General features: G+C 26.7%; 25 protein-coding genes and 3 pseudogenes. 7 read left to right on the top strand and 21 right to left on the bottom strand.

Annotated elements, in window-relative coordinates:
• Nucleotides 1–14: 14 nt before the first annotated feature.
• Complete coding sequence (splB, locus tag TVTCOM_RS04480) at nt 15–1,037, bottom strand: spore photoproduct lyase (RefSeq protein WP_434798649.1); 1,023 nt, start codon at nt 1,035–1,037, stop codon at nt 15–17.
• A 110-nt stretch (nt 1,038–1,147) separates the two neighbouring features.
• On the opposite strand from splB, the gene TVTCOM_RS04475 reads away from it, so the two are divergent.
• Entirely contained in the window at nt 1,148–1,765 is a 618-nt protein-coding gene (locus tag TVTCOM_RS04475; protein ID WP_434798648.1) for a DUF3267 domain-containing protein, read from the top strand.
• Nucleotides 1,766–1,825: 60 nt separating this feature from the next.
• On the opposite strand, the gene ybaK is transcribed toward TVTCOM_RS04475, so the two are convergent.
• The 3 genes from ybaK to TVTCOM_RS04460 all read right to left on the bottom strand — a co-directional run bounded on the left by ybaK (nt 1,826) and on the right by TVTCOM_RS04460 (nt 3,569).
• Entirely contained in the window at nt 1,826–2,308 is a 483-nt protein-coding gene (ybaK, locus tag TVTCOM_RS04470; protein WP_434798647.1) for a Cys-tRNA(Pro) deacylase, read from the bottom strand.
• Between the two features lie 75 nt (nt 2,309–2,383).
• A complete protein-coding gene (locus TVTCOM_RS04465) occupies nt 2,384–2,659 on the bottom strand; it encodes a hypothetical protein (RefSeq protein ID WP_434798646.1) in 276 nt (91 codons plus the stop codon).
• A gap of 109 nt (nt 2,660–2,768) precedes the next feature.
• On the bottom strand, nt 2,769–3,569 hold the full coding sequence (locus TVTCOM_RS04460; protein WP_434798645.1) for a hypothetical protein: 801 nt from the start codon (nt 3,567–3,569) through the stop codon (nt 2,769–2,771).
• 43 nt (nt 3,570–3,612) lie between these two features.
• Here TVTCOM_RS04460 and TVTCOM_RS04455 point away from each other — a divergent pair, with 43 nt between their 5' ends.
• Nucleotides 3,613–4,077 carry a hypothetical protein gene (locus TVTCOM_RS04455; RefSeq protein WP_434798644.1) on the top strand — a complete coding sequence of 155 codons (465 nt, stop codon included), beginning with the start codon at nt 3,613–3,615 and terminating at the stop codon, nt 4,075–4,077.
• Between the two features lie 263 nt (nt 4,078–4,340).
• On the top strand, nt 4,341–5,120 hold the full coding sequence (locus TVTCOM_RS04450; RefSeq protein WP_434798643.1) for a CotA family spore coat protein: 780 nt from the start codon (nt 4,341–4,343) through the stop codon (nt 5,118–5,120).
• 234 nt (nt 5,121–5,354) lie between these two features.
• On the opposite strand, the pseudogene TVTCOM_RS04445 reads toward TVTCOM_RS04450, so the two are convergent.
• From TVTCOM_RS04445 to TVTCOM_RS04420, 6 genes and pseudogenes are all read right to left on the bottom strand, one after another.
• Nucleotides 5,355–6,347 (bottom strand): annotated as a pseudogene (locus TVTCOM_RS04445) (IS256 family transposase).
• A gap of 212 nt (nt 6,348–6,559) precedes the next feature.
• Nucleotides 6,560–7,756, bottom strand: a complete 1,197-nt coding sequence (pseC, locus tag TVTCOM_RS04440; protein WP_434798642.1) for a UDP-4-amino-4,6-dideoxy-N-acetyl-beta-L-altrosamine transaminase — start codon at nt 7,754–7,756, stop codon at nt 6,560–6,562.
• A 23-nt stretch (nt 7,757–7,779) separates the two neighbouring features.
• Entirely contained in the window at nt 7,780–8,289 is a 510-nt protein-coding gene (locus tag TVTCOM_RS04435) for an acyltransferase (protein ID WP_434797429.1), read from the bottom strand.
• Nucleotides 8,290–8,322: 33 nt separating this feature from the next.
• A complete protein-coding gene (gene pseB / locus TVTCOM_RS04430) occupies nt 8,323–9,336 on the bottom strand; it encodes a UDP-N-acetylglucosamine 4,6-dehydratase (inverting) (protein ID WP_434798641.1) in 1,014 nt (337 codons plus the stop codon).
• A 140-nt stretch (nt 9,337–9,476) separates the two neighbouring features.
• A complete protein-coding gene (locus tag TVTCOM_RS04425) occupies nt 9,477–10,589 on the bottom strand; it encodes a surface carbohydrate biosynthesis protein (RefSeq protein WP_434798640.1) in 1,113 nt (370 codons plus the stop codon).
• A gap of 2 nt (nt 10,590–10,591) precedes the next feature.
• Nucleotides 10,592–11,023, bottom strand: a complete 432-nt coding sequence (locus tag TVTCOM_RS04420) for a hypothetical protein (protein ID WP_434798639.1) — start codon at nt 11,021–11,023, stop codon at nt 10,592–10,594.
• A 630-nt stretch (nt 11,024–11,653) separates the two neighbouring features.
• Here TVTCOM_RS04420 and TVTCOM_RS04415 point away from each other — a divergent pair.
• Both TVTCOM_RS04415 and TVTCOM_RS04410 read left to right on the top strand, forming a co-directional pair.
• Nucleotides 11,654–11,971 (top strand): hypothetical protein, encoded by a 318-nt coding sequence (locus tag TVTCOM_RS04415; RefSeq protein ID WP_434798638.1) that lies wholly within the window; start codon nt 11,654–11,656, stop codon nt 11,969–11,971.
• Nucleotides 11,872–12,360 (top strand): transposase, encoded by a 489-nt coding sequence (locus TVTCOM_RS04410; RefSeq protein ID WP_434799718.1) that lies wholly within the window; start codon nt 11,872–11,874, stop codon nt 12,358–12,360. The genes TVTCOM_RS04415 and TVTCOM_RS04410 overlap by 100 nt, the downstream gene beginning before the upstream one ends.
• Before the next feature lie 421 nt (nt 12,361–12,781).
• On the opposite strand, the gene TVTCOM_RS04405 is transcribed toward TVTCOM_RS04410, so the two are convergent.
• From TVTCOM_RS04405 to TVTCOM_RS04370, 8 genes and pseudogenes are all read right to left on the bottom strand, one after another.
• Entirely contained in the window at nt 12,782–13,537 is a 756-nt protein-coding gene (locus tag TVTCOM_RS04405; RefSeq protein WP_434798637.1) for a CotA family spore coat protein, read from the bottom strand.
• A gap of 498 nt (nt 13,538–14,035) precedes the next feature.
• The gene (locus tag TVTCOM_RS04400) at nt 14,036–14,398 is read right to left on the bottom strand and encodes a transposase (RefSeq protein WP_434799717.1); all 363 of its coding nucleotides are present in this window, start codon (nt 14,396–14,398) and stop codon (nt 14,036–14,038) included.
• Between the two features lie 87 nt (nt 14,399–14,485).
• Nucleotides 14,486–15,010, bottom strand: coding sequence for an ATP-binding protein (locus tag TVTCOM_RS04395; protein WP_434799716.1), 525 nt, complete (start codon nt 15,008–15,010; stop codon nt 14,486–14,488).
• Between the two features lie 11 nt (nt 15,011–15,021).
• Nucleotides 15,022–15,267, bottom strand: coding sequence for an ATP-binding protein (locus tag TVTCOM_RS04390; protein ID WP_434798636.1), 246 nt, complete (start codon nt 15,265–15,267; stop codon nt 15,022–15,024).
• Nucleotides 15,260–16,479, bottom strand: a pseudogene (locus TVTCOM_RS04385) (IS21/IS408/IS1162 family transposase). Before TVTCOM_RS04385 ends, TVTCOM_RS04390 begins: the two are co-directional and overlap by 8 nt.
• Nucleotides 16,480–16,595: 116 nt before the next feature.
• Nucleotides 16,596–16,742 (bottom strand): annotated as a pseudogene (locus TVTCOM_RS04380) (IS3-like element ISBth8 family transposase); the annotation flags it as partial.
• Nucleotides 16,743–17,047: 305 nt separating this feature from the next.
• A complete protein-coding gene (locus TVTCOM_RS04375; RefSeq protein WP_434798635.1) occupies nt 17,048–18,649 on the bottom strand; it encodes a hypothetical protein in 1,602 nt (533 codons plus the stop codon).
• A gap of 110 nt (nt 18,650–18,759) precedes the next feature.
• A complete protein-coding gene (locus TVTCOM_RS04370; protein WP_434798634.1) occupies nt 18,760–19,674 on the bottom strand; it encodes a hypothetical protein in 915 nt (304 codons plus the stop codon).
• 182 nt (nt 19,675–19,856) lie between these two features.
• Between TVTCOM_RS04370 and TVTCOM_RS04365 the strand changes: the two genes are divergently transcribed.
• Complete coding sequence (locus TVTCOM_RS04365; protein WP_434798633.1) at nt 19,857–20,852, top strand: hypothetical protein; 996 nt, start codon at nt 19,857–19,859, stop codon at nt 20,850–20,852.
• A 23-nt stretch (nt 20,853–20,875) separates the two neighbouring features.
• Nucleotides 20,876–21,337, top strand: coding sequence for a DUF2628 domain-containing protein (locus TVTCOM_RS04360; protein ID WP_434798632.1), 462 nt, complete (start codon nt 20,876–20,878; stop codon nt 21,335–21,337).
• Between the two features lie 44 nt (nt 21,338–21,381).
• On the opposite strand, the gene TVTCOM_RS04355 is transcribed toward TVTCOM_RS04360, so the two are convergent.
• The 3 genes from TVTCOM_RS04355 to TVTCOM_RS04345 are packed head-to-tail and all read right to left on the bottom strand — an operon-like array spanning nt 21,382 to nt 23,884.
• Nucleotides 21,382–22,026: a TetR/AcrR family transcriptional regulator gene (locus TVTCOM_RS04355; RefSeq protein WP_434798631.1), complete on the bottom strand. Its 645-nt coding sequence runs from the start codon at nt 22,024–22,026 to the stop codon at nt 21,382–21,384.
• A 9-nt stretch (nt 22,027–22,035) separates the two neighbouring features.
• Nucleotides 22,036–23,160 (bottom strand): ABC transporter permease, encoded by a 1,125-nt coding sequence (locus tag TVTCOM_RS04350; protein WP_434798630.1) that lies wholly within the window; start codon nt 23,158–23,160, stop codon nt 22,036–22,038.
• Nucleotides 23,150–23,884 carry an ABC transporter ATP-binding protein gene (locus TVTCOM_RS04345; RefSeq protein ID WP_434798629.1) on the bottom strand — a complete coding sequence of 245 codons (735 nt, stop codon included), beginning with the start codon at nt 23,882–23,884 and terminating at the stop codon, nt 23,150–23,152. Before TVTCOM_RS04345 ends, TVTCOM_RS04350 begins: the two co-directional genes overlap by 11 nt.
• Nucleotides 23,885–23,925 lie beyond the last annotated feature (41 nt).

Genomic DNA, 23,925 nt, shown 5'->3' with positions numbered 1-23,925 from the left:
CTCTCCTTTTTTAATTAAATTATATACTTGATCTCTGCATCTGGAAAAATTTCTTCTATGTTTTCTGTAAAAAATTTTTTCATATAAGATAGACTTTCCTTTGGATAAACAAACTTTCCATACCCAAATTGACCATATTTATAAGTTCTATCATCATCTTTCATTGGTAAAGTATTATCTGGAAAAACTTCATTTATAATATTTTTTGCTCTTGTTGTATATCGGTGAGATATTACTTCAAAAGTGATTGGATATTCTAAATTACTAGGTATTTTTTCACTTAAATATATTAAAAGATTTCTATAATCTTCTTCCCAGTTTTCATACATAAATACAGGGGCAATAATGTATCCAACAGGATAACCTGATTTCATCATTTTTACACTAGCCTCAATTCTTTTTTCTCTACTACCCGTTCTTTTTTCATAATCTTCTATGACTTTTCTTGTATTAATAGTAAATCTTGCTTCTGTTTTACCTTTATGTTCAATATCTAATAATGTGTCTACATCATCAAACTTTGTTACAAATCTAAATCTTCCATATTCACTTTTTGCGAAAAATTCAATTGTTCTTTTCAAAGAATGTGTATAAGGCTCAACAGGTATAGGATCAGATGTGGCTGAACCTTCAAATATGGTAATTTCAGGCTTTCTTTCATCCATATATTGTTTTGCCCTATCTAAGATATCATCAATGTTTACATTAACTTTTATAAAAGGTTTGTCACCTAAGTTTGTGTTCAAATAACAATATTGGCAATTTCCCACGCAGCCACTAAATAAAGGTAATTGCCAATGAGCTGACGGTTTACAGCTTTGAAATTTATAACCTTTTTTTACACCTACAACCAAAGTGTTTTTTCCTTCTTTGTAAAAATCTTTAATACTATCTCCTGGTATATGTTCTTTAACTTTATTATTTGTCAAATTTATTATTTCTGTTTTTTCTTTATTTTTAAATTTCTCATAAATATTTTTCCCTATTTCATAGTTTAGAGCACCTTTTTCAAATATAATTCTTTGAGGAACAAACATTATTTCACCTTCCTTTGATTCTATTTTTCCAAATTAATATTTAAAAATTCAAGGACAAATTAGGATTATATGTTATAATTTCAATAAAAATAATATTTAAGGGGTTTATTATGTCTGAAAGTATTAGTGAAAAGAATTTAAAAGAACAAGAAAAAATAAAAAGATTTGAAGAAATTAAAGAAGAAATGATAAACAATGGATATAAAGAGAATTTAGGAATAATTACTGTTGCAAAAGCTAACATTTATGCACTACTTACAGCCGGTCCAATAGCTCTTATTTGTCTTTTCATTTATATAAATAAATGGGACAGTTTTATTTTAGAGTTTACTCCAGCTACTCTCATATTATGTTTTATTTCAATAATTGCATCTGTTGTCATTCATGAATTTTTACATGGACTTACTTGGAGCTTATTTTGTAAGGAAGGATTTAAGAGTATAAATTTTGGTGTAATGTGGAAATCACTTACTCCTTATTGTCATTGCAAAGAACCGCTTAATTTTAAAGCTTATATTACTGGCGGACTTATGCCTTTACTTATTTTAGGTATTTTGCTATTTATAATTTCTTTCTTTATGGGGAATTCTTCATTAATGATTTTAAGTTTGATTAATATTTTATCCGCAGGTGGGGATACTACTATTGCCCTATTATTATGCAAATATAAGGATGCTATTTTTATAGATCATCCTACAGACTGCGGTTTTGTTGCATTCACAAAATAATAAGACAAAAATTTCAATAAAAAACAGATACAAATTTAAAACTTGTATCTGTTTTTTGTTTTATTTTATAATATCTGCATATTTAAAGTTTATAGTATTTTGTAAGTCTTCAGGATTTAGTTCAATTTGAAATCCAATTTTTCCACCACTTACAATTATTTTTTCTAAATTTTTGCCACTTTCATGTACAAATGTAGGATATAATTTCTTCATTCCTACAGGTGAACATCCTCCTCTAATGTATCCTGTCACCTTATTTATATCTTTAACATGAATCATTTCCACATTCTTTTCTCCAGCTGATTTTGCTGCTTTTTTCATATCTAAACTTTCTGCCACAGGTATTACAAAAACATAGAAATTCTTGCTCCCACCTTGAGCTACTAAAGTTTTAAATACCATATTTTCATCTTGATTTAATTTATGTGCCACACTTATTCCATCTATATGGTTATCATCAGCTTCATAAGTATACATATTATACTCTATTTTCTTAGCATCTAATATTCTCATGGCATTAGTCTTTTGTTGTTTTTTTGCCATTTCATCATCTCCCTGTTAATTTTTCCAAATTGATACTATTCTTTTATTATAATATATTTTTTTCTTTTCTTCAGGTTATTTTACTTCTATTATATAGGCACTAGTCTGGGGTGGTATACTCATTGTCATTACATTTGAATGATATGCCACAACTAAGTCTCCTATACTTAAATCATCTACTGTAATTTCATTATATTCACAGTTTAATATTAAAGTTTCATCACTAACAACAAGTCTTGTGAAAGTATAAATATCCTTTGGATCTTTTCCTATGGTAATCAACTTATATCTGCTATCATTACTATCTGTTATTTCCACAATTCTTCCTATTTTATAAGAACAACATTTCATTATAATTCCTCCAATAATGCTATTTAATTATTTATATTTTTCTTAGTTAAATATGGTTACAATTAATAGGAGGTACGCTTAGTGTTTAATATTTATTATAGTAAGTTTGTTAATCTTTATGGCGATCTCCTTCACATTGTTTTTTCAAATAATTTCTTTTTCTATTTTTTTCGCACTCTGATACTCCACAAATTGTACAGTTTAATATTTCTTTTGATGGTAGTTCAAATACTGTACATGCAAATTCTGATACTAACTTTTCTAATAAATTTATTTCATCTCCCAATTCACAAACCATACATTCTATTAATTCACACTTACAATTCATATGTGACTTGCATAAGCACTCTATATTACTTATTTTTGAAATTATACTTGCTATTGAATCTATGACTTTAAATAAAGTGCATAATACATCTGATATCAAATCACATTTTTTACTAAATAGACATCTTAATTGACAAAGTAAATTTTTTAAATTTTTTAATATACATTCAAATTTATCTAGTTGTAGTAGATATCCATAGTTTTTCTTACAACAAGTACATTCCTCCATATCGTAAAGTGTTATTGTTAATACATCTAGCAAGTTAATACAATTACAATCCTTATTCCATCCCTGTAGTTTATCAATACACAAGTCTTCTTTTAAAAAGTTATTCGTAATATTTCTTATTATTTCAACTTCTTTTGGATGGTATTTATCATCATAATGATTACAGACATGGCAATTTTTATCACACATTTCATTACACTCATAATCATCATGCTCATTAGACTTATACATCTTATCTATGCTACCTTTTTCACAAGGTCTAAATTCTTTTTCACAGTCATCAAACTCCTTATGATAGCATCTTTTATCACAAAATAAGTCAAACTTCATCTCATTTAATATTTTATAAATCAATGGTAAATGTGTAGATTCAGATAAATCTTTACTTAATGATTGTATGAATATAAAGGACGTATTTATTAATTTACCAAAAGATAACCATAATAAAATCTTATTTAGTATCATAGAAATGCTTAAATTAGAAATTTCAATTATATTAGAATTTAAGGCTATAGCTCATACTAATAATTGTAAAAAAATATATTTTGAAGCCACTGGAAAGTCTGAAGATTGTATAGAGATTCTTTTAATGAATAAATGTTGCATACCTACCAATTGTGATTTAGATAATAATTTTATAGATGTGGATCACTGCTTAAATGCTGAGGTTGATCCAGGTTATATATTTATATCCCCTAAATACGATTGTCATTATAATATTGACGGTTTTTTAGGAAAGGTATTTATTAATTATGAAATTCTGATGGATTTAATGTGTTATAAAAAAATAAGAAAATGTTTTTATAATACTGCCTATAATATTGGAGGTATTTATCATAAAGAATATATATATTTTAACTGACAATTATATTTGTCAGTTTTTTATTTTAATATAAAAGTTTTTATATGATATCTTATTTTATGGCACAAGATTCTTTCTAAATATATTAAAATTAATTCTTTAGTAGTAAATTTAAGATTCTATTACAATCCATAAAATACATCAATATTTAACAAAATTTTAGTTTTTTATACTTATTTAGTAACATTATTCTATTTTATAAATATATTATAAATATAGGCTAAGGAAACCTATATAATATAAATATTTAAGGAGTAGATATTATGAGTAATAACGGTTGGCTATCACCTAAATCATGTCAACAATGTGATCCTTGTCCTGGCTCTGGTCCTGGTCCAAAACCTAAACCATGTCAAAAAAATGAATGTTGCTGTAACAAAGACATAAAAAGAGCTTTAGAATTATTATTAAATCCTACTATAAAGGATGCTATAATATACAATGAATTCGCATTTGTTGGTGAAAAATTTTTAATAGGTACTAGTTTAGAATTAATTACTGATTGGATCACTGAGGAGAACGACAATACTAGACCACCAAATGCAACATTAAGTTCAATTGACCCTTGTCAATCTAGTTTTATAAATATAAATGCACCTGGTTATTACTATCCAATACCAGCTGAAGATCCATCACCTTATTTTATACCAGATACAATTTCTAGAGCATCTCTTTGTGATTTAAATGCTATAATTTTCAACTATGATCCTGAAGCTGTAGAAGATTTTGAGGCAAGCTTAAAAGCATTACTTGACAAAAAATACCCATGTCATAATTTTAAAAATAATGAATGTTGCTGCGGCAATGATATATTTAGAGATGATGAATGTTGTTGTGGCGATGGTATATTTAGAGATATAAATAAACCTTATTCTTTCAATGATAATTTAGTTAATATTACAGGTGGCTGGCTTGCTTTACATGAAGCTAAGGCTTTAGGTAAAGTTGGAAATATTTTAGTTCTTGCTAATACTCTTGATGATATAAATAGAATTTATTTTGTATGCTTAGAATCTATAGGATTCTATGGAATACCAGCTTAAAATTAGATATGTTTATATATAAATCATTTATTTTTAATTAAATAATATGGGTGTGCATTATTCTATCAAAAGTTGAAGACTGTGAAATTTTTTTATAAATAGCTTTCTATGATAAATTTGTTAAGGCGTAGGTAGAATAAAAATCTATCCGTGCCTTAACTTGAATGTAATTCTAATTTAATTGCACATCAAGCATATCTTTAAAAAGGTGTTTTTTCTAGTTATAAATAATTGTTAATCTAGTTGTCCATCATACATTATTGATAGCTGTCCATAAACTTTCTCACAATTTCTAAGAGGTAAAGTCCATTTTTGTAGCCTCAAAGATATATAAATATAAAGCTTTAAGTAAAGCCGTATCACTTGGAAATACTCTGCGTTGACGCTTTAAGCGTCTATCTGTACTATTAAGGCTTTCAATTGCATTTGTAGTATAGATAACCTTACGTACATCTGCAGAAAATTTAAATATAGGACTTATTGCATACCAATTTTTAGACCAACGTTTCATAGCGTTTGGATAATAATCTTGCCATTTTTCAGTTATTCTTAACATTATTTCATAACCTTGTTCTTCGCTATGAGCATGATATATTGATTTTAAATCTTTAGCTAATATTTACTACTTTAATTTTGACCGACTTGTATAGTTAAAACATCTTTTTTACCGTCTTCATTTATTCCAAGGATAAAATATGCTGCTAACTTTTTGATGGTATGGTTATCTCTTACAGAAAAGTGAACTGCATCAATATATATGATTGGATAAACTTGTGATAGTGGCCGATGTTGCCAATCTTCGATTTCAGTAAGCAACCTATCGGTTATGTCTGAAACTATGCTTTCACTTACTTCAAAACCATAAATTTCATCTATTTTATCTAAAATTTGACGAGTTGATAAGTCCTTTGCATACATAGAAATAATTTTAGTCTCAATACTTGAGATATCTTTTTGTCTTTTCTTTACTATTTTAGGTTCAAAAGGGCTATTTCTATCTTGCGGTACATCAATTTGGAACTCACCATATGTACTTCTAACTTTTTTTGATTTATTTCGGTTTCTTGAATTATAACTTTCATCCCTTTCATAAGGTTCATAACCTAGATGATTATTCATTTCAGCTTGAAGCATGGATTCAATTGTACCTCCAAGCAAATCTTTTAATGCATCTTGAATATCTTCAGCTGTTGCAATGTCATATTCTTTTATTAGCGTAGCTGTAATATTCTTTTTGCATTCAGTTAATCTTTCTTTTCTTTTTTACCATAAAAAACAGCCTCCCATAATAATTTAATATTATCATAGAAAGATGTTATATTTTAGAAATTATAGAATTTTTTCACAGGCTCTTGTACTTTGTAACTTATATATAATTGCATTTGATTTATTCCACTCTTTAGTAGTTACAATTAATATATTCATAGAAATTACCACCTTTATTTTTTATAGTAGTTTAGCACCTTATTAACTGCCAATACTACGTCTTGTAAGTCTTTATCACTCATATTTACATGTAGTGGTAAAGTAATCATTTTATTATATAAATCTTCTGCATTAGGACATAAACCTTCTTCATATCCTAGTTTTTTATAATAAGGTTGTAAATACACTGGTAAGTAATGAACATTAACTCCTATATTCTCACCTTGTAAAGCTTCAAATATTTCTTTTCTTCCTACTTTAAATTTTTCTAACTCTATTTTTATAATATATAAATGGCGAGCAGTATCAGAAAAATCTTCTTCTTTTTGAATAATAATTCCATCTATTTCTGATAATTCTTCATTATACATTTTCACTAATTCTTTTCTTCTCTCTATAAATTTGTCTAATTTATTTAACTGACTTATACCAAGGGCACATTGTATATCTGTTATTCTATAGTTATAACCTAAATCAATTTGTTCATAGTACCAAGGGCCCTCTTCTTTGTTAAATAAAAACTCTTTTTCTCTAGTAATTCCATGTGTTCTAAATAGTACTAATTTATCGTAAAGCTCCTTTGAGTTAGTTGTAATTATTCCACCTTCTCCAGTAGTTATGGTTTTTACTGGATGAAAACTAAATTCTGTCATATCTGATATGTTTCCAACTTTTTCTCCTTTATATTTTGTTCCAATTGCATGAGCTGCATCTTCAATTATTATTAAATTGTGTTTATCTGCTATTTTCCTAATTTCATCTAAATCTACTGCTTGACCAGTGAAATCTACTGGTATTATTGCCTTAGTTTTGCTAGTTATTTTCTTTTCTATTTCTTTTGGATCTATATTATAAGTGTATGGATTAATATCAGCAAATACAGGTTTTCCACCACAATATAAAACACAATTAGCTGAAGCTGCAAATGTCATAGGAGTTGTTATAACTTCGTCTCCTTCTTTTATTCCTGCAGCATAGCAAGCTGCATGCAGTGCAGCTGTACCATTAGATACAGCTACAGCATATTTGCAACCTACATAATCAGCCACCATTTCTTCAAATTGTTTTACATTTGGTCCTGTAGTTAAATAATTACCTTTTAGAACATTAACTACTAATTTAATATCACCATCATCTATAACCTGACGTCCATAAGATAAGTATTCCTCCCTTACTGGAGTACCACCATTTATAGCTAGTTCACTTTTCATCTTATATTCTCCTTTCTCTATTTTTAGTCCAGTTTTTTGATTATTTTTGCAGGTACTCCTCCAACAATACAGTAGTCTGGAACATCTTTAGTAACTACTGCTCCAGCACCTACTATACTATTTCTTCCAATAGTTACACCCTTTAATATTGTAGCTCCTCTACCAATCCAAGAGCCCTCTTTTATCACTACTTCTTCCTCAGAGTCTCCTTGCTGAAGAATTGGCTTATTTATATCTGCATAATTATGATTATTAACTGTTATAAACACGTCTGGCGCAATTAGCACATTATTTTCTATAATAATTTTAGATACTTTACCTGCATGTAACTGTGTTCCTGATCTTAATACAACATTATTTCCCAAATTAATATTATTTCCATTTACAATTGTTACATATGGTCTTACCTGTACGTTATCTCCTAGTTTTTCAATATTTCTTTTTACTAGTATTTTGTTTAGAGGCTTTATACGAAGCATCCAGTGTTTTAATAGTATATCTGGACCAAATCTATATTTATTTAATATACTCATATTTATTACATCCTTCTTGTATATAAAATATAATTATGTTTTATATATTCCTAATCTATTCATTTCAGATCTTAACTGATCTACATTTAACCACTGAGTATTTGTTCCTGAGCTATACTCAAATCCGACTGGTATAAGTTTTCCACCTTCAGCAAAATAATTTTCTTTATTCCACCATTCAAGTTGAGGATAAATTATATAATGCTTTTCATATTCATAAGTAGTTCTAGAATCATCCTTTGTTATCATTACTTCATGCAATTTTTCACCTTCTCTAATACCTACATTTCTAAGTTCACATCCTGGTGACATAGCCTCTGCTAAGTCTACTATTTTAAATGATGGTATTTTAGATATATATGTTTCTCCCCCTTTTGATTCTTTCAGAGCTTTCAAAACTAAATTAATTCCATCTTCCAAACTAATCCAAAATCTAGTCATATTAAAATCTGTTATGGGCAATTCCGTTATGCCTTGCTCTATAAGATTTTTAAAAAAGGGAATAACTGAACCTCGACTTCCACATACATTTCCATATCTTACTATAGAAAATATTGTTCCTTTTTCTTCTGAATATCCATTTGCTGAAATAAATAATTTATCTGATACTAATTTTGTTCCTCCATAAAGGTTTATAGGATTAACAGCTTTATCAGTGGATAAAGCTATTACTTTTTTTACATTTTTATCAAGAGCTGCCTCTATTATATTTTCGGCTCCTTTTATATTTGTTTTTATTGCTTCAAAAGGGTTATATTCACAGGCTGGTACTTGCTTCATAGCTGCTGCATGTATTACATAATCTACATTGTCAAATGCTCTATATAATCTATCTTTGTCCCTTACATCTCCTATAAAAAATCTAACTAAATGTAATTTTTCTGGCATTGATAGAGCTAATTCTTTCTTGAATAAATCTTGTTTATACTCATCTCTAGAAAATATTATGATTTTCTTAGGATTGTATCTATTTAAAATTAATTTAGTAAAGTTTTTTCCAAATGATCCTGTACCGCCTGTAATTAATATTACTTTACTATTCAACATTATCTTTGCTCCTTTAACACTATACTAAAAAAATGTTCTACTATTTAAATCAATGTATTTATAAAACATTTCTATCTATAATATGCATTTAATGTAAATAAAGGTACTATTTTAGTAGTGTTATTTGAAAATAATTATGTTTATTTATATAAATTCATAACTCTATTCTTTCCTACAATATCTTCTAATAAATCACAAATTTTCTCATAACAATATTTATTTTTATCTACGGAATAGTAACCATCTATAATTTTTTTATCTAGAGTACATTCCATATTACTATCAAATTTATTATAATTATAAAATTCTTTATATTTAGTTATTTTATTTGCATTCATCATCAATTCATGATCTAGGTATTCAGGAATATTAACAGGTCTAAGAATTGAACAACTTTTATTCATAAAATAGGCATCAATTATAGATGTACTTATCCATGTATTAATTTTGTCACATACATTTATCCAACTTCTCACGGAATCTTCTTTTATTACATGAAATCTCTCATTTTTAGATTCCAATTCATCTAATTCATTAAAATTATTAAGCTTTCTTTTTTCATAAGGATGAGGCCTATATATAAATTCACAGTCATTACTGCTTATATATTTTTCAATCCACTCCAATATTATTTTTCTAGACTGTGTACTTATTTCACAAAATTCTGTAGCATTTGCTTTGCCAACTATTATGCCCATTCCTCTTTGTTGAGATTTTTTTACTTGTGCCAACGTAAAGCTTGATAAAAATAGTATCCATTCTTTAGATTTATCTAAATTATAATCATTTGCCATTTGTTCTTTATTTTTATAAATATTTCTAAATCTTTCACTACACATATCCACATTTAGACATCCCACTACTTTTACATTGTCTTCACTAATACCACTTGAGATAAATCTGTTCTTGCACATTTCTCCCCAACATAAATGCATTGCGTTTTTTTCTATTCCTTGCGGAATTTGGTATGTGGCTTTGTCCCACATATTTGACATTACTTGTTCATATTGAAGATTAACTATTCGGGTAATCTTACTATTAAATGTTCTTGTAACACACTCTACTGTCTTTGGATCATGCAAACAATGTGTAATAACTATATCTGGTGTAAAATACAAAACTCGCTTTGGCTTTACTATATAATCATAATGATATACATATACCTCATGTCCTCTTCTCTGTAATTCTGACTTTAGTAAATATGCATTTTGCAATTCTCTTTGTATTTCATGATAAAAAATTATTACTTTCATACTTACATTCTCTCCTTTGCAATCTGTCTTACTATTTCATCTAGTTTTTCTTCTATATAATTATAATTTAAAATATACTCATTATTTTCAAGTTCAATATAATATATAAGTTTATCTATTTCTATTTGTAGACCATCTATATTTTGTTCTATATTATTTAAATCACGCATTATACGTTTTATATTTCTATAACTTTCAAATTTTTCATAATATGATTTTGCATTAATAAACCTATTTAAATAATTTAAGATTTTTTTAGTATTTTTTTCATGTTGAGGTAGATTCTTATCTTTTTTATTTTTTTCTTTTTCCTTAGTTAAAGATTTTTGTACTTCTCTTAAGAAAAAAGCATTATTATATTGATTTTCAATTGGGTCTTCATCCTTTTTGTCGTAAGATTTATATAAATTAATAAATTTTGCTAAATTTTCCATTATTACATCAATATCCTTCCTTAAAATATAATTTCTTATTATTACAATATGGTTTAATATAATAAAACGTTCATCATATTTATATACATATAGTAAAAATCACTTGAGAGTCATCATTAAAATAAAAACATTGGCTGCGTAGTAATAAGTAAAAAGTTATTCATAAATTGAGAGATAAAATTATTGTCAAAAAATAAATATGTAAAAAACTACGTTTGTTGAAACTTTTAAGTTTATTCATAGCAAATCAAAGAAAACAAAAGATTATAATGTAAGGTTCTAGATGTGTCTAAAAACACGAGTTCAGTATCTATATTAAAACTACTAAGTAGTAATATTGCTACCATAGGAAAAAGTACTAGCTGTAATATCCTAAAAAAATGCTAAATAATATCAATAAAAATACAGTTAGGCAAAATGGGATCTCATATCTGCAGTTAAAAAATTAAGATTACACAGTTTTAAAATTAAATATATTACCAAAAACTAGGTATTTCAAATAAAACTGTAATAAATTATTCTAGAATACCTAATGAAGATAGCGAAAAATATAATACAACCTCAAAATTATTATTATAAAAAAGTAGCCTCAATGAAAGAAAAGAACAGTTAATGAAAAAGGTTAAAGAATTGAAATCTAAAGGCCTGAATGTTAAGACTATTGCTGACAAATTAAATTTAGATAGACGAAGAGCAAGTAAATATTTAAAATCAGACGGTACATGGAAACAGGCTTCTTTGAGTCAATCCAAATGTAGCATTGTAGATAAATATATAGATACAATTAAAGATAGTTATTTGGAGGGATATAGTATAAAATTAATTTATTCTGAAATCCAATATCTTAGATATCATGGTTCATACGCCTCTGTAAAAAATATATTGACTCTTTTAGAAAAGATACTTTACATAATAATAGCATTGAAATTAATAATTATGATTATATAGAAAGAAAATACGTTGTAAATTTATTATATAACAGGATTAACAATTTAAAAATTATAACTACTGATAAGTTTGAAGATTTAATCAACAAGTATGAGGATTTAAGATCTCTTTTCGAGCTTGTTGATAATTCTAAATATATCCTTTTAAATAAAAACTCCAATAAATTAGATTCTTGGATTGAAGAAGGGCTAAAGTTAAATATTCATGAAGTTAATAGTTTTATATCAGGAATACAAAGAGATATAGTTGCTGTAAAAAATGGTATTGATTATGAATATAATAATGGCTTAGTTGAAGGCAAAGTTAACAAAATAAAGGTCATTAAAAGAATTATGTATGGTAAATGTGGTTTCGAAACATTAAAAAGAAAAGTATTATTATTAGAATAGTAATGTTTTTCAACTAAGTATGGAAAGAACCAATTTTATTTTACCACTCAAAGATTTATCTAGTAGATACATATGTACGAAAAACTTTGTTTTTTATCCTGATGATGAAGATAACTTCCTAAAAAATATGAATTATGAATTTACAACCTCATATAAATATATTGATTTTATTATTACCTAAATTATATAACCAATATCAAATAAATTAAGACGTAAAGGTAATAATAAATGGATTTCCTGCAAAGATATAAATTTTAATTAAAAACGGCTATGATTTCATAACCATAGCCATTTAAATAAACCTAAATTATTATCATTAAACTTTATTATTTATCTAGAAAATGTATAATTAAATTTTCAGATAGGATTCTAGATATACAAAGCAAATTCTATACCTGTTAAAGAATATAATTGATATTTTCTAATCTAGGTATGCACTATAGAATCCAATAGACCCTAAACATACAAAATAAATTCTAGACACAGGCACAGCCGGATAGTATGCTGTATTAGCAAGAACTAATACATTTCCTACTCTACCTAAAATTTTAGCTTCTGTACAAGCTAACCAACCAGCAGTAAAATTAAGAAAGCTATCTCCAAAACGATAAGGATTAAATATACATCCAAATATATCTTCTCCATAGCCAAATCTTGCATCATTACAACGATGACAACAATATTCCTTATCAAGTAATTTTTGTAAATTATCCTCGAAATTTGTAGCTTCTGGGTCATATTGGAATACTATAGCATCCAGGTTACAAAGTGATACTCGATTAACTGCCATAGGAAATTGCTCAGCATCTGAAATAGAAGTAGCTAAAATTGGATACACAACAGAGTTACCACTTATATTTATGAAATCAGATTGACATGGATCAATACTAGTTAGTGTAGCATCTGGATCAAATATATTATCATTATCATCTGGATCACTTTCTAAAGCAGTGCCTACTAAAAAATTTTTACCTATAAAAGCAAACTCGTCAAATAGTACATCATCTTTTATTGATGGATTAGATAATAATCTTAAAGCTCTTATCATATCTTTTGCACAACAATAATTCTCTTCTTTTGAACAAGGTTTTGGTTCTGAACAAGGTTTTGGTTCTGAACAAGGATGTGATTCACTGTTTTGAGATGGTTTTGTAACCATCCAACCATTATTACTCATAAAATTTACTCCTTTAAAATATTATAAGCTTTATTTGCTTATAATATAATATATCTACAAAACAAAACAATGTTACCAAATAAGATATAAATATTTTATAATATTTATATCTATAGAAGAAATTTTGTATTGATGACAATATATTGATTAGGAATTTTTATATTTCCTAAGTTATATAATTAAACGAGACAAACATGTACACAAAACACCATCTAGGATTTAAAAATTAAAAGGTAAGTAAATATTAAAACACTCTAAGAACCTCTATACAGAAATATAAAATTATACCTCTGTATAGAGGCTGTTTAGTAAGATTAACTTTGCCTCTATTACTTGAGACTGTGAAATTTTTTCTGTAAATAGCTTTCTATGATAAATTTGTTAAGGCGTGGGTAGAATAAAAATCTATCCGTGCCTTAATTTGAATGTAATTCTAATTTAATTGCACATCAAGCACACCTTTAAAAAAGGTGTTTTTTTGCTAGTTATAAATAATTGTTAATCTAGTCGTCCTTCATACATTATTGATAGCTCTCCATAAACTTTCCCCCCAATTTTTAAGAGGTAAAGCCCATTTTTAGTAGCCTCAAAGGTATATAAATATAAAGCTTTAAGTAAAACCGTCTCACTTGGAAATACGCTGCGTTGACGGTTTAAACGTCTATATATACTATTAATACTTTCAATTGCATTTGTAGTATAGATAACCTTACGTACATCTACAGAAAATTCAAATACGTGACTTATTGCGTCGCAATTTTCAGAACAATTTTTCATAGCGTTTGGATAATAATCTTGCCATTTTTCAGTTATTCTTAACATTATTTCATAACCTTGTTCTTCACTATGAGCATGATATATTGATTTTAAATCTTTAGTGAACTCTTTTTTATCCTTATTAGCTATGTTAGTGTCAATAAAAATTACCCACTATTTTATTAATGATAATTATTCAGAACTCCCTATGTCAGATGAAGATTCTAACATAGCTCTTAAAGTTCCTTCCCTTTGTTTCATTCTATAGCTTTCGCCTTTTATTACGACAAAATGGCCATGATGAACAAATCCATCAAGTATAGCTGTCGCTAAAACTGGATCATAGAAAATTCTTGCCCATTCATAAAAAACCTTATCTGAAGTAATAATTGTTGAAGTTTTTTCATATCTTCTTGAGATTACTTCGTAAAAATCATCTACACTATTTTGATTTAGTTTTTTCAATCCTAATTCATTTAATATTAACAAATCTACAGATGTATAGTACTTTAATCGTTGTTGAAATGAATTGTCTGCTCTTGAAATATACAAATCTTCTAGCATTTCATTGACTGTACTAAATAATACTTTATAACCTTGAGATATAGCCTTTAATCCAATAGATATTGTTAAATGTGTTTTACCTGTACCTGGCGGTCCTATGAAGGCCACATTTTCTTTCTTGCGGACAAATTCACAAGTAGCTAGATTATAGATAAACCTTTTATTTATGCTAGAGGTTGGTAATTAAAATTATATTCTTCAAGGGTTTTATGTTGAGTAAATTTAGCTCTATTAGTTCTTTTAATACTGCTATTATTTTGTCTATTTAGAACTTCATCACTAATTAAGAGTTCTAAAAATTCCATATATGAGAGGTTACTTTTAATTGCTTCTTCATTACGAACATCTAATGATTTAACAATTCCTGATAATTTTAAATCTCTTAATCTACAAAGCATTAAATCATTCATTTTTTATTTCTCCTAAATCCATTAAATTATTATAATCACTTACGTTTCTAGAAATATGGGTCTCGTTGGTATTTATGTATGTTTCATTTGTTTCAATAGGTAGATTAGATAAGTTACTTTCGCAAATCTTTTTAACTACTTTATAAGTTAATGCACCATATGAAAGTGCTCGTATACAGGCATTATTAATGGTTTCATTATCATATTTGTTGCTACATTTATTTATGTATAAATCAAAGAATTTTAGAACGCCAGCTCCTATTGTAGACATAGTCTCTCTTTGTCTTGACAAAATCTCTTTAGATGTTATATTTTTATTATGAGGATAGTGTTCTATCTTTGTATTAAAGTGGCCCTTTGTATTCTTTGAAATGGAGTGAAGGGCTATTTCTTTGTAATTAAATAGTATTTTAATAATATTGTTTATCTCTAATACATCAAAAGTTTCACCTATGTATGAATAATGAACAGAGTAGTAATTATTTTGATAAGATATATGGCAGTTAGAGTTTACCTTGGCTTTAGTTAGCTTAGATGATATGAACTCTTGTACTGGTAAAGGTTGTAATGTCTTCTTTTCTACTGTTTCAAATATATCTTTAGGTATTTTTTTAGTAGTTCCGTGAATTCTTACATTTGCAACTGTAGCTAACCATTCTTTACAAAACTCAGATGCTTCATGTATGTCTTTAAAATCTCTACCTTTAAAACAATTTTCTTTAACGTAATTTACATTGGATTCAACTTTTCCTTTGTCTGTAGGTGTATATACATACATATATCTTGAATAACTTAATGTCATCACAAATATCCAGGCTTTTTTATTTCTGTTATTTACTTTGATAGCGCCTATATATCCAAAGTCTACTTGTGCTTCTTCACCCGCCAGGGTATTTAAGACCATGTAAACTTTTTTAGGTAGTATTTTTAATTTTTTTACATATTTTTTTACTGTATCATAACTTCCTTCATACTGAAAACCTCGTTGTAGATCTTGAAATATTCTTTTAGCGGCTAATTCTTTTTTAACTTGTATCTGTAAATATTCTTCAAACCGGTCTAGCATTGAAGTTTTTTCTTTCTTTCAACATGTCCTTTTTCATCTAAGTATTTGAGAACTTTAGCAATAGTTTTTCTATCAGCACCAACTATTTCTGCTATTTTTGTTTTACTATATCCTTTATTGAAAAGGGTCTGTATTGTTGTATGCATATCTACTCCCAACATTTATATCTCTCCTATAATTATTTATTTTCTAACTATAGTAAAGCATACTAGAGATAATATTGATAAATATGTGGGGAATTAATTTTCCCTTTTCTGGGTAATTTTATTTTACCACTCACAAAACCTTCTATTGGACCGTTATCTATACATCTACCAACACGAGACATACTCTGAGTAGCTGATACATTATCAAGTTTTAATTTAAATGTTTTACTTGTATATTCATATCCTTGGTCACTATGCAATAGCGGACTGGCGTGAGGATTTTTTTCATAGCTAAATCAAATGTATCAATTACGAGTTTATTGTTATTTGATCGTCCCAAAATAAATGAAATTATACTATTATCATACAAATCTATTATTTCACTTAAATAGGCCTTTGTATCATTAGCTAACTTTTATTTCAAAAGATATTCTAGATTTTCTAGACATAAAAATACTCCCTTCATGATAACAGTTTTATTATTTTAACTGTCTACCATAAAGGGAGCATATCACGTATCATTATCGGAAAAATACACACTTTGTTTTATATACCCTAAAATTTTAATTTATAATACTGAACTTATTTTTGATGTGGAGTAAATTGTTATACCTGAATCATTGTTATCCACTAACATAACCCCACTACCCACCTGTTTAATAACACCATTTATATCTTCTTCAAACGGTGTTGATATATTTTCCTTACTTATTTCCACACTACTTATTAAACTTGTAGGTTTTTTATCCAATTTCACATCTTCCACAACATAATTTTTAATTTCACTAGTTTTTACTGACTTAATCATATCTACTTTTTCTATCTTATCTATTTTCGATACTGAATCATATTGAACATCTTTTATACACTTTATAGATTCTACATTTTCTTTAGTAGCAACAAAAGCAGTTTCAACCTTATTCACTATATTATTTATAGTACTATTTGAAACATTAACAATATTATTTATGGAAATTTCATTTTCTTCTTTTTTCTCCAGTATGTTATCATCGTATTCAATATCTACAGAATTTATAAAACTATCCTTAGAATAATTTATTTCTTTAACTACTTGATTTATTATATTTTTATTTTCATCTATATTAACTAATATATTTTTTATATTATTAGGTACTACTGTTATAGTTTCCATAGAAACTTTTAATGGTTCAAAGGTTCCGTCATCCAGTACTATACCTATATAATTGTCTCCTGTTGGATCAAAAGTTAAGTATTTATCTTTTATTTCTTCTTCATTAATATTTTTATTACTAGGTTTAATAATCAAAATATCAATAGTTTTAGGTTTAATTAGCTGAATATCTGTATTAACATTTCCGATTACTTTTTCTTCATAAACAGGTTTTGTATCTGTTATTGCTTTTGATTTTTTTTCTATAATATCTTTAACTACTTTTGTAGTCGATTGATTTGTAATTACTTTGCAATCCTCCATATGTATATCTGCTACTACTCCTACTTCTTCTACTTTTATAGGTTTTGCCACTTCAACTTCATTAGAGTTATTAGTTAAAACAAACATTTCTTCAGTTTCAATCTCTTTTATTACTTTTTCCTTATTATCTTCTATGGAACTTAACACATTATTTTTTTCCACATTTACTTTAAAATCTTCCAAAACAGCTTTTCTTTTTATATCTAACAATGTATCATTACTTAAAGCTTCCTTTTTATCCACAGATCTAATATTATTCATATATCTATCACATTTTGTTCCCTTGCAATAAATTCTATTTATATTATTTTTATTTTCTTGTATATACCATTCGATATTCTTTTCCTTTGATAAATTGTTACCACCTCTATAATATCCTGCATTTTTATACTCTTGTTTTATTTCCTTTTCAATAATATTTTCTACTTCTGTTATAAATATATTTTTTGCCTTATCATCCAAATTAGTATCTAATATTTTTAATTTTACTATGTCTTCTAGACGTAATGCTTCTTTATCTATTATTATTATGTTTCTATTTATTTTAATTAAGTCTACATTATTATTAGTAATTTTTATTTCTTTTCTTACTCCATCTACCGTAATTATTTCCATATTAATTTCATTATTTCTTTTATTTGATAACATATTTACTATATCATTTATAAGATCAAAAACTTTGGCAAATATCTTATTATCATTTTTTTTACTCATTTTTTCACTCCTTTCAAAAACAAATCTCCTCATTATACATATGTATAATGAGGAGATTTTATTACATAAGACAAGGACTAATTTATTAGTAATTAATCCTATACATATTTTTATCCATTGTAATAGCAGTTTGAACCAATTCTTCCATCTGTACAAGTAATACTGCTTGGATTCGTATTTGTATATACTATAAGCTCTTCTTTTACTATGGCATATATTGTCTTGCTTATTAATAAAGTTGAAAAAGCATCTGCACAGAATTTATTTGTTGTTGGATCATAAGTTTTTGTTGATCTTATACAATCTATTGACAGGCACGCATCAAAAATTTCTTGGAAGTGTATTCTATTTCTACCTGTTGGTAGACATATTGTTCCAAAGAAATCTGCTTTATTAAATCCAAATCCTGCGCTTAATGGTCCACTAAATTCTTCAGTTTCTGCTCTAAATTTTTCACAACCTATTTTACCTTTAACTATAAGTTTAGCTTTACAAATATAAAAATCTAAACAATCTTCACCTATTATAGTTTTTCTTCCTTCTTCACAGCATTCAATATCTATTGTCTTGCTTCCTTTGTACGTGTTATATAATTTTTTCTTTATAGAACCTCCATTGCAATCAAATTTACATTTGCAACTTTCAGATTCATCAGATGAATGGAAAGATACTTCATTCTCTAAGCTATCGATTCTTACTTCTATCTCCTCGTCTATTAGTCCTATGCATTTATACTTAACTATAATAGTTTCTATACATATTTCATCCCCTTGTTTATAATTGCAATTTGACGTTATAGTAAATTCAATATCTTTTAAATATTTTCTCTGCTTATCTTCTAAATATACACAGTCATATATTCTATCAGATAGTACTGGAATCCCCTTTGCTGTACATACATCCAACGGAGCTGCTATCTCTTTTGGAGAGCAGCATCCTTCTTGGCATCTGTTTGGCTTTTCAACTGGACCTGGTTTTTCACAGCCACAACAATCTTCATTTAAATTGTCTTTTACTTCACTCATGTCATATATCCTCTCCTGATTATTTTTTAGAAAAGACCATATTCTCTTCTTATATAAAATATATGATTTTAATGAGCACATGTTACTATCAGATTAATATATTTATTATTTTCGATAATTTATGTATAAAAAATAGTATTTTAATATAAATATTAATATGAATATTTTTAAGGAGGGATATTATGCCTTTTATAGATAAAACCTCTATCTTAGTTGAAAGTTCTATTAATAAAGGACTAACCTTATTTGAACTTGGTAAAAATATTGTCTCTACTAATATAGATTCTGATTTAAATAATATAGATTCACGTATATTATTTAACGGGGAGTACTCATTTATAGATATTTGGCTAGACGTAGATGATAAGGATAATATTTACGGTATATTAAATGATAAAAAAGGAAAACTTCAAAATTTAATTATAACTAGTGATAACGTAGATCTTGATACAATTATTAAATATGATTATAAAAATTTTCTTATAAAATTTACTTATATTAAAAAATTAAACAGTGAAAATCATATATTATATTACTCTATAAATAAAGAATCACCTTACTGTGCATATATAATTCACTTATATAAATCACCAAATATTTGTAAAAAAACTAGAATTGATTTTATCAATTATAACATATTAACTAACTTCGTTATTACTTATAATAATGTTCCAACCATATTTTACTTTAAATTAGTAAATCATCATGAGGAACTATTTTCATCTACATTTGATGAAAATCTTCATACATGGTCAAGTCCTAAACAAATAACTAATTCAAAAAAAGATAAAATTTATTTGTCTGCAATAAAAGATAATAAAAATAATTATCATATAGTTTTTGCAGAAAATAATAAAAATAGGTACTATTGTAAATACATACAAGGAAATTTTATAGATGATAATTTTAATATTACATCAGAAAAATATATTAGCAAAAATTCCATGTGCGTATTTCCTAATTTAATTTCTACTTGTTCAAGAATATATATTCAATGGATTGAGTATTTCGATTTATATACCAGTGAGTCTTTAGATTTGGGCAAATCATGGTCAAAGCCAAAATTAAATTATTCAGCATCAGATTTTCCTTTTCAAAGATATGAATTTAGATCAAATAATGATATTTATAATACTTCTACTATTTATGCACTTAAAAATTACAGTATTATATTATAAATATATTTTAAAGGAGATAAGTTATGCTTTGTAAGAACTGTGGATTTAAGTACGATGAAGAAGATAAATTCTGTCCTAAATGTGGCGAAAAAACAGATACAAATGATAAAGAAGAAAAAATAATAATTTTTAATTCTGATGATAAAAGTAGTCATAAAGAATATTATAGAAGTGGCAAAACAGGCAATAGCATTTACGATGAGTTTGCTAATCTAAAGCCTTACTATCAAGTAGAATTTACAAAAATAAAAGATAGTGGTGAAACTTATAAAGGCAAGTTTAATTTCTTTCCTTTCTTATTTTCTTGGATTTGGATGTTAACTAAAAAAATGTATGTTGGAGCTGTAGTATATATTATTGTAGTTGGGGTATTAACTAATTATGTTCATGGGATTTTTTCCTTACTCTTTGGAATACTAATGGGATTTAGAGCCAACTATATGTATTATAATTATTACACTAAGGGTACATATAAACCTTGGTAATTTACTCAAAGCCGTATATGTAAAATTTACATATACGGCTTTTTTTAAGTTAAAGACTTTATTATATTTTGAATTACCATACTAATTTCTTTTTCATCATTCCACTGCAAATCAGAAAATAAAACAAACCTTGGTATTAAAAATCCTAAAATATTAGTTATAATAATTCTAAATAATGTAATCTCATCTATATCTATAATTTCATTTTTATCCTTAAATCTCTTAATTAATTTTGTAAATACAGGATATGCATTTATTAAAAACATTTCTTTTATTTCTTCTTTTATATAATCTTGAGATATTATTTCCTGAATAATAATTCTAAATAATGGTGTTTCATCCTTTGCAAATTCATATCTATCTCTTACTATAACTTCAATAAAACTTTCCAATGTATTATAATCTTTATCTAAAACACTAGATATAAATTCTTTTATAATTTTAGGTTTTACAAATCTCATAAACGAAGGAATAAATATGGCATCTAACAAATCTCTCTTCGTTTTGTATTGCCTAAAAATTGTTCCTTCTGCTACTCCAGCTCTTTTTGCAATTTCTGCAGTTGATACTTTTTCATATCCCTTTTCACTAATAAGCTCTACGGCAGCTATTAGAATATTTTCTTGCTTTTTTGTAAGTTTATTTTCTTTATTGCCTTCTTCTATAATAGAATTCACCCATTTACTCATTTTGTCACCTTACCAAATCCTATGTTTTTTTAATGTTATTATATTTAATATTGCAAATACCACAGTAAATCCTATAAGCACTAATAAATCAGTACTAATTTGTTGTAAATTATAGCCACAAGTCATAACACCTCTCAGAGCATTACTGGCATAAGTTAGCGGCATACATTTTGATAAAATTTGTAGAGGTTCTGCCATGTTTCTTATGGAGAATAATCCACAGAAAAATACTTGAGGAACTATAACAATGGGGATAAATTGCATAACTTGAAGTTCATTATGTGCATAAGATGACACAAACATACCAAAACTTAGAGCACAAAGAGCTATTACGGTGCTTATTAATAAAATAAGACCTATACTACCACCATTATATATTTTTAATATTCCAATGGAAAAAGCAGAGATTATGGCAGATTGAACTATGGTAAATATACCAAAGCCAATTAAATATCCAAATACTATTTCATATCTTTTAATTGGTGTAGCTAAAAGTCTTTCTAAAGTTCCTGTTGTACGCTCTCTTAAAAAACTTACTCCTGAAATTAAAAATACAAAGAAAAATATAAATAATCCAATTAAAAGTGGTCCTATATAATCTATGGTACTCATGTCATTATCACCAAAATAATTGTCTGTTTCTATTTCTGTTGAATTTATATCTATAGAATCAATTTTATTAGCAAAATCCTTATTCAACATGTTAATCATAGGATTGCTTGCTAAATCTTCTATTATTTTTTTATTATCTTCACCTTTTTTAGTCATATAGTCTTTAACTGAGTCTTGAACATTTTTATTTAATTGATTAATTACAGAATTATCAGCGCCATTTAATAAAATATTAAGTTCTTTTTCATCTCCATAAATATATGCATCTAACGCTTTATTTTCAAATTTTTCTTCAGCTTCATTTTTACTCATTATATTTATGTCATTATCTTTATCCATAGATGATAAGATGTCTTTTACATTAGAATTTTCCACACCTATATTTAATGTGGCATCTTCATCAGTAAATACAAAGCTCATTAAAGTTAAAACTAGCATAGGAGCTATAATTAATAAAGCCATTGTTCTTTTGTCTCGTAAAAACTGTCTTATTATTCTACAAACCATAGCATTAATCCTCATATACATCACCCCCTAGTTTTAAAAATACGTCTTCTAATGTGTTACATTCATTTTCTTCTATTATATTCTTTGGTTCTCCCACACAAATACATTTTCCATTTCTAAGTAAAGCCAATCTATCACAATAAGATGCCTCATCCATAACATGAGTAGTAATAAGAATAGTAACTCCATTTTCTTTTAATCTATATAATTCCTGCCAAATTTGTTTTCTAAGTAAAGGATCCATTCCCACTGTAGGTTCATCTAAAATCAATATTTGTGGGTTATGAATTAATGATATGGCAAGAGATAATCTTCTTTTCATACCTCCTGAAAAATTACTTACTATTTTTTTAGTATCTGTGTTTAAGTTTACTACTCCCAGACATTTTTCAATTCTATTTTTTCTTTTCTTTTTAGATACTTTATATAGTCTGCAATAAAATTTCATATTTTCTTCTGCACTTAAGTCTGTATAAAGAGCATCTGCTTGTGCTGTATATCCTATACTTTTTATAATATTGGCATTAGGTACTTTTTCATTTAAAATAAGTATATCTCCTTTATCATTTTTTTCCATACCCATAATAAGTCTTATTAAAGTTGTTTTTCCTGCCCCCGAAGGTCCTAGCAAACCAAATATTTCTCCTTTTTTAACATTAAAAGATACATCTTTTAATACTTTTTGTTTTTTATATGACTTATTAATGTTTTTTATTTTTATACAATAATTATCTTCCATATTCACCCTCCTTAAATGAGTGATTACTCACTTTATATAAA

Origin of the sequence: Terrisporobacter vanillatitrophus, from assembly GCF_051148895.1 — a bacterium.
GTDB lineage: Bacteria > Bacillota > Clostridia > Peptostreptococcales > Peptostreptococcaceae > Terrisporobacter > Terrisporobacter vanillatitrophus.
This window is presented reverse-complemented; position numbering and strand designations above follow the sequence as displayed.

Bases quoted from the DNA above. Each gene is read 5' to 3' on its own strand.
- splB (WP_434798649.1), bottom strand. From the start codon at position 1,037: ATGTTTGTTCCTCAAAGAATTATATTTGAAAAAGGTGCTCTAAACTAT.
- TVTCOM_RS04475 (WP_434798648.1), top strand. From the start codon at position 1,148: ATGTCTGAAAGTATTAGTGAAAAGAATTTAAAAGAACAAGAAAAAATA.
- ybaK (WP_434798647.1), bottom strand. From the start codon at position 2,308: ATGGCAAAAAAACAACAAAAGACTAATGCCATGAGAATATTAGATGCT.
- TVTCOM_RS04465 (WP_434798646.1), bottom strand. From the start codon at position 2,659: ATGAAATGTTGTTCTTATAAAATAGGAAGAATTGTGGAAATAACAGAT.
- TVTCOM_RS04455 (WP_434798644.1), top strand. From the start codon at position 3,613: ATGAATATAAAGGACGTATTTATTAATTTACCAAAAGATAACCATAAT.
- TVTCOM_RS04450 (WP_434798643.1), top strand. From the start codon at position 4,341: ATGAGTAATAACGGTTGGCTATCACCTAAATCATGTCAACAATGTGAT.
- pseC (WP_434798642.1), bottom strand. From the start codon at position 7,756: ATGAAAAGTGAACTAGCTATAAATGGTGGTACTCCAGTAAGGGAGGAA.
- TVTCOM_RS04435 (WP_434797429.1), bottom strand. From the start codon at position 8,289: ATGAGTATATTAAATAAATATAGATTTGGTCCAGATATACTATTAAAA.
- pseB (WP_434798641.1), bottom strand. From the start codon at position 9,336: ATGTTGAATAGTAAAGTAATATTAATTACAGGCGGTACAGGATCATTT.
- TVTCOM_RS04425 (WP_434798640.1), bottom strand. From the start codon at position 10,589: ATGAAAGTAATAATTTTTTATCATGAAATACAAAGAGAATTGCAAAAT.
- TVTCOM_RS04420 (WP_434798639.1), bottom strand. From the start codon at position 11,023: ATGGAAAATTTAGCAAAATTTATTAATTTATATAAATCTTACGACAAA.
- TVTCOM_RS04405 (WP_434798637.1), bottom strand. From the start codon at position 13,537: ATGAGTAATAATGGTTGGATGGTTACAAAACCATCTCAAAACAGTGAA.
- TVTCOM_RS04390 (WP_434798636.1), bottom strand. From the start codon at position 15,267: ATGAATGATTTAATGCTTTGTAGATTAAGAGATTTAAAATTATCAGGA.
- TVTCOM_RS04375 (WP_434798635.1), bottom strand. From the start codon at position 18,649: ATGAGTAAAAAAAATGATAATAAGATATTTGCCAAAGTTTTTGATCTT.
- TVTCOM_RS04370 (WP_434798634.1), bottom strand. From the start codon at position 19,674: ATGAGTGAAGTAAAAGACAATTTAAATGAAGATTGTTGTGGCTGTGAA.
- TVTCOM_RS04365 (WP_434798633.1), top strand. From the start codon at position 19,857: ATGCCTTTTATAGATAAAACCTCTATCTTAGTTGAAAGTTCTATTAAT.
- TVTCOM_RS04360 (WP_434798632.1), top strand. From the start codon at position 20,876: ATGCTTTGTAAGAACTGTGGATTTAAGTACGATGAAGAAGATAAATTC.
- TVTCOM_RS04355 (WP_434798631.1), bottom strand. From the start codon at position 22,026: ATGAGTAAATGGGTGAATTCTATTATAGAAGAAGGCAATAAAGAAAAT.
- TVTCOM_RS04350 (WP_434798630.1), bottom strand. From the start codon at position 23,160: ATGAGGATTAATGCTATGGTTTGTAGAATAATAAGACAGTTTTTACGA.
- TVTCOM_RS04345 (WP_434798629.1), bottom strand. From the start codon at position 23,884: ATGGAAGATAATTATTGTATAAAAATAAAAAACATTAATAAGTCATAT.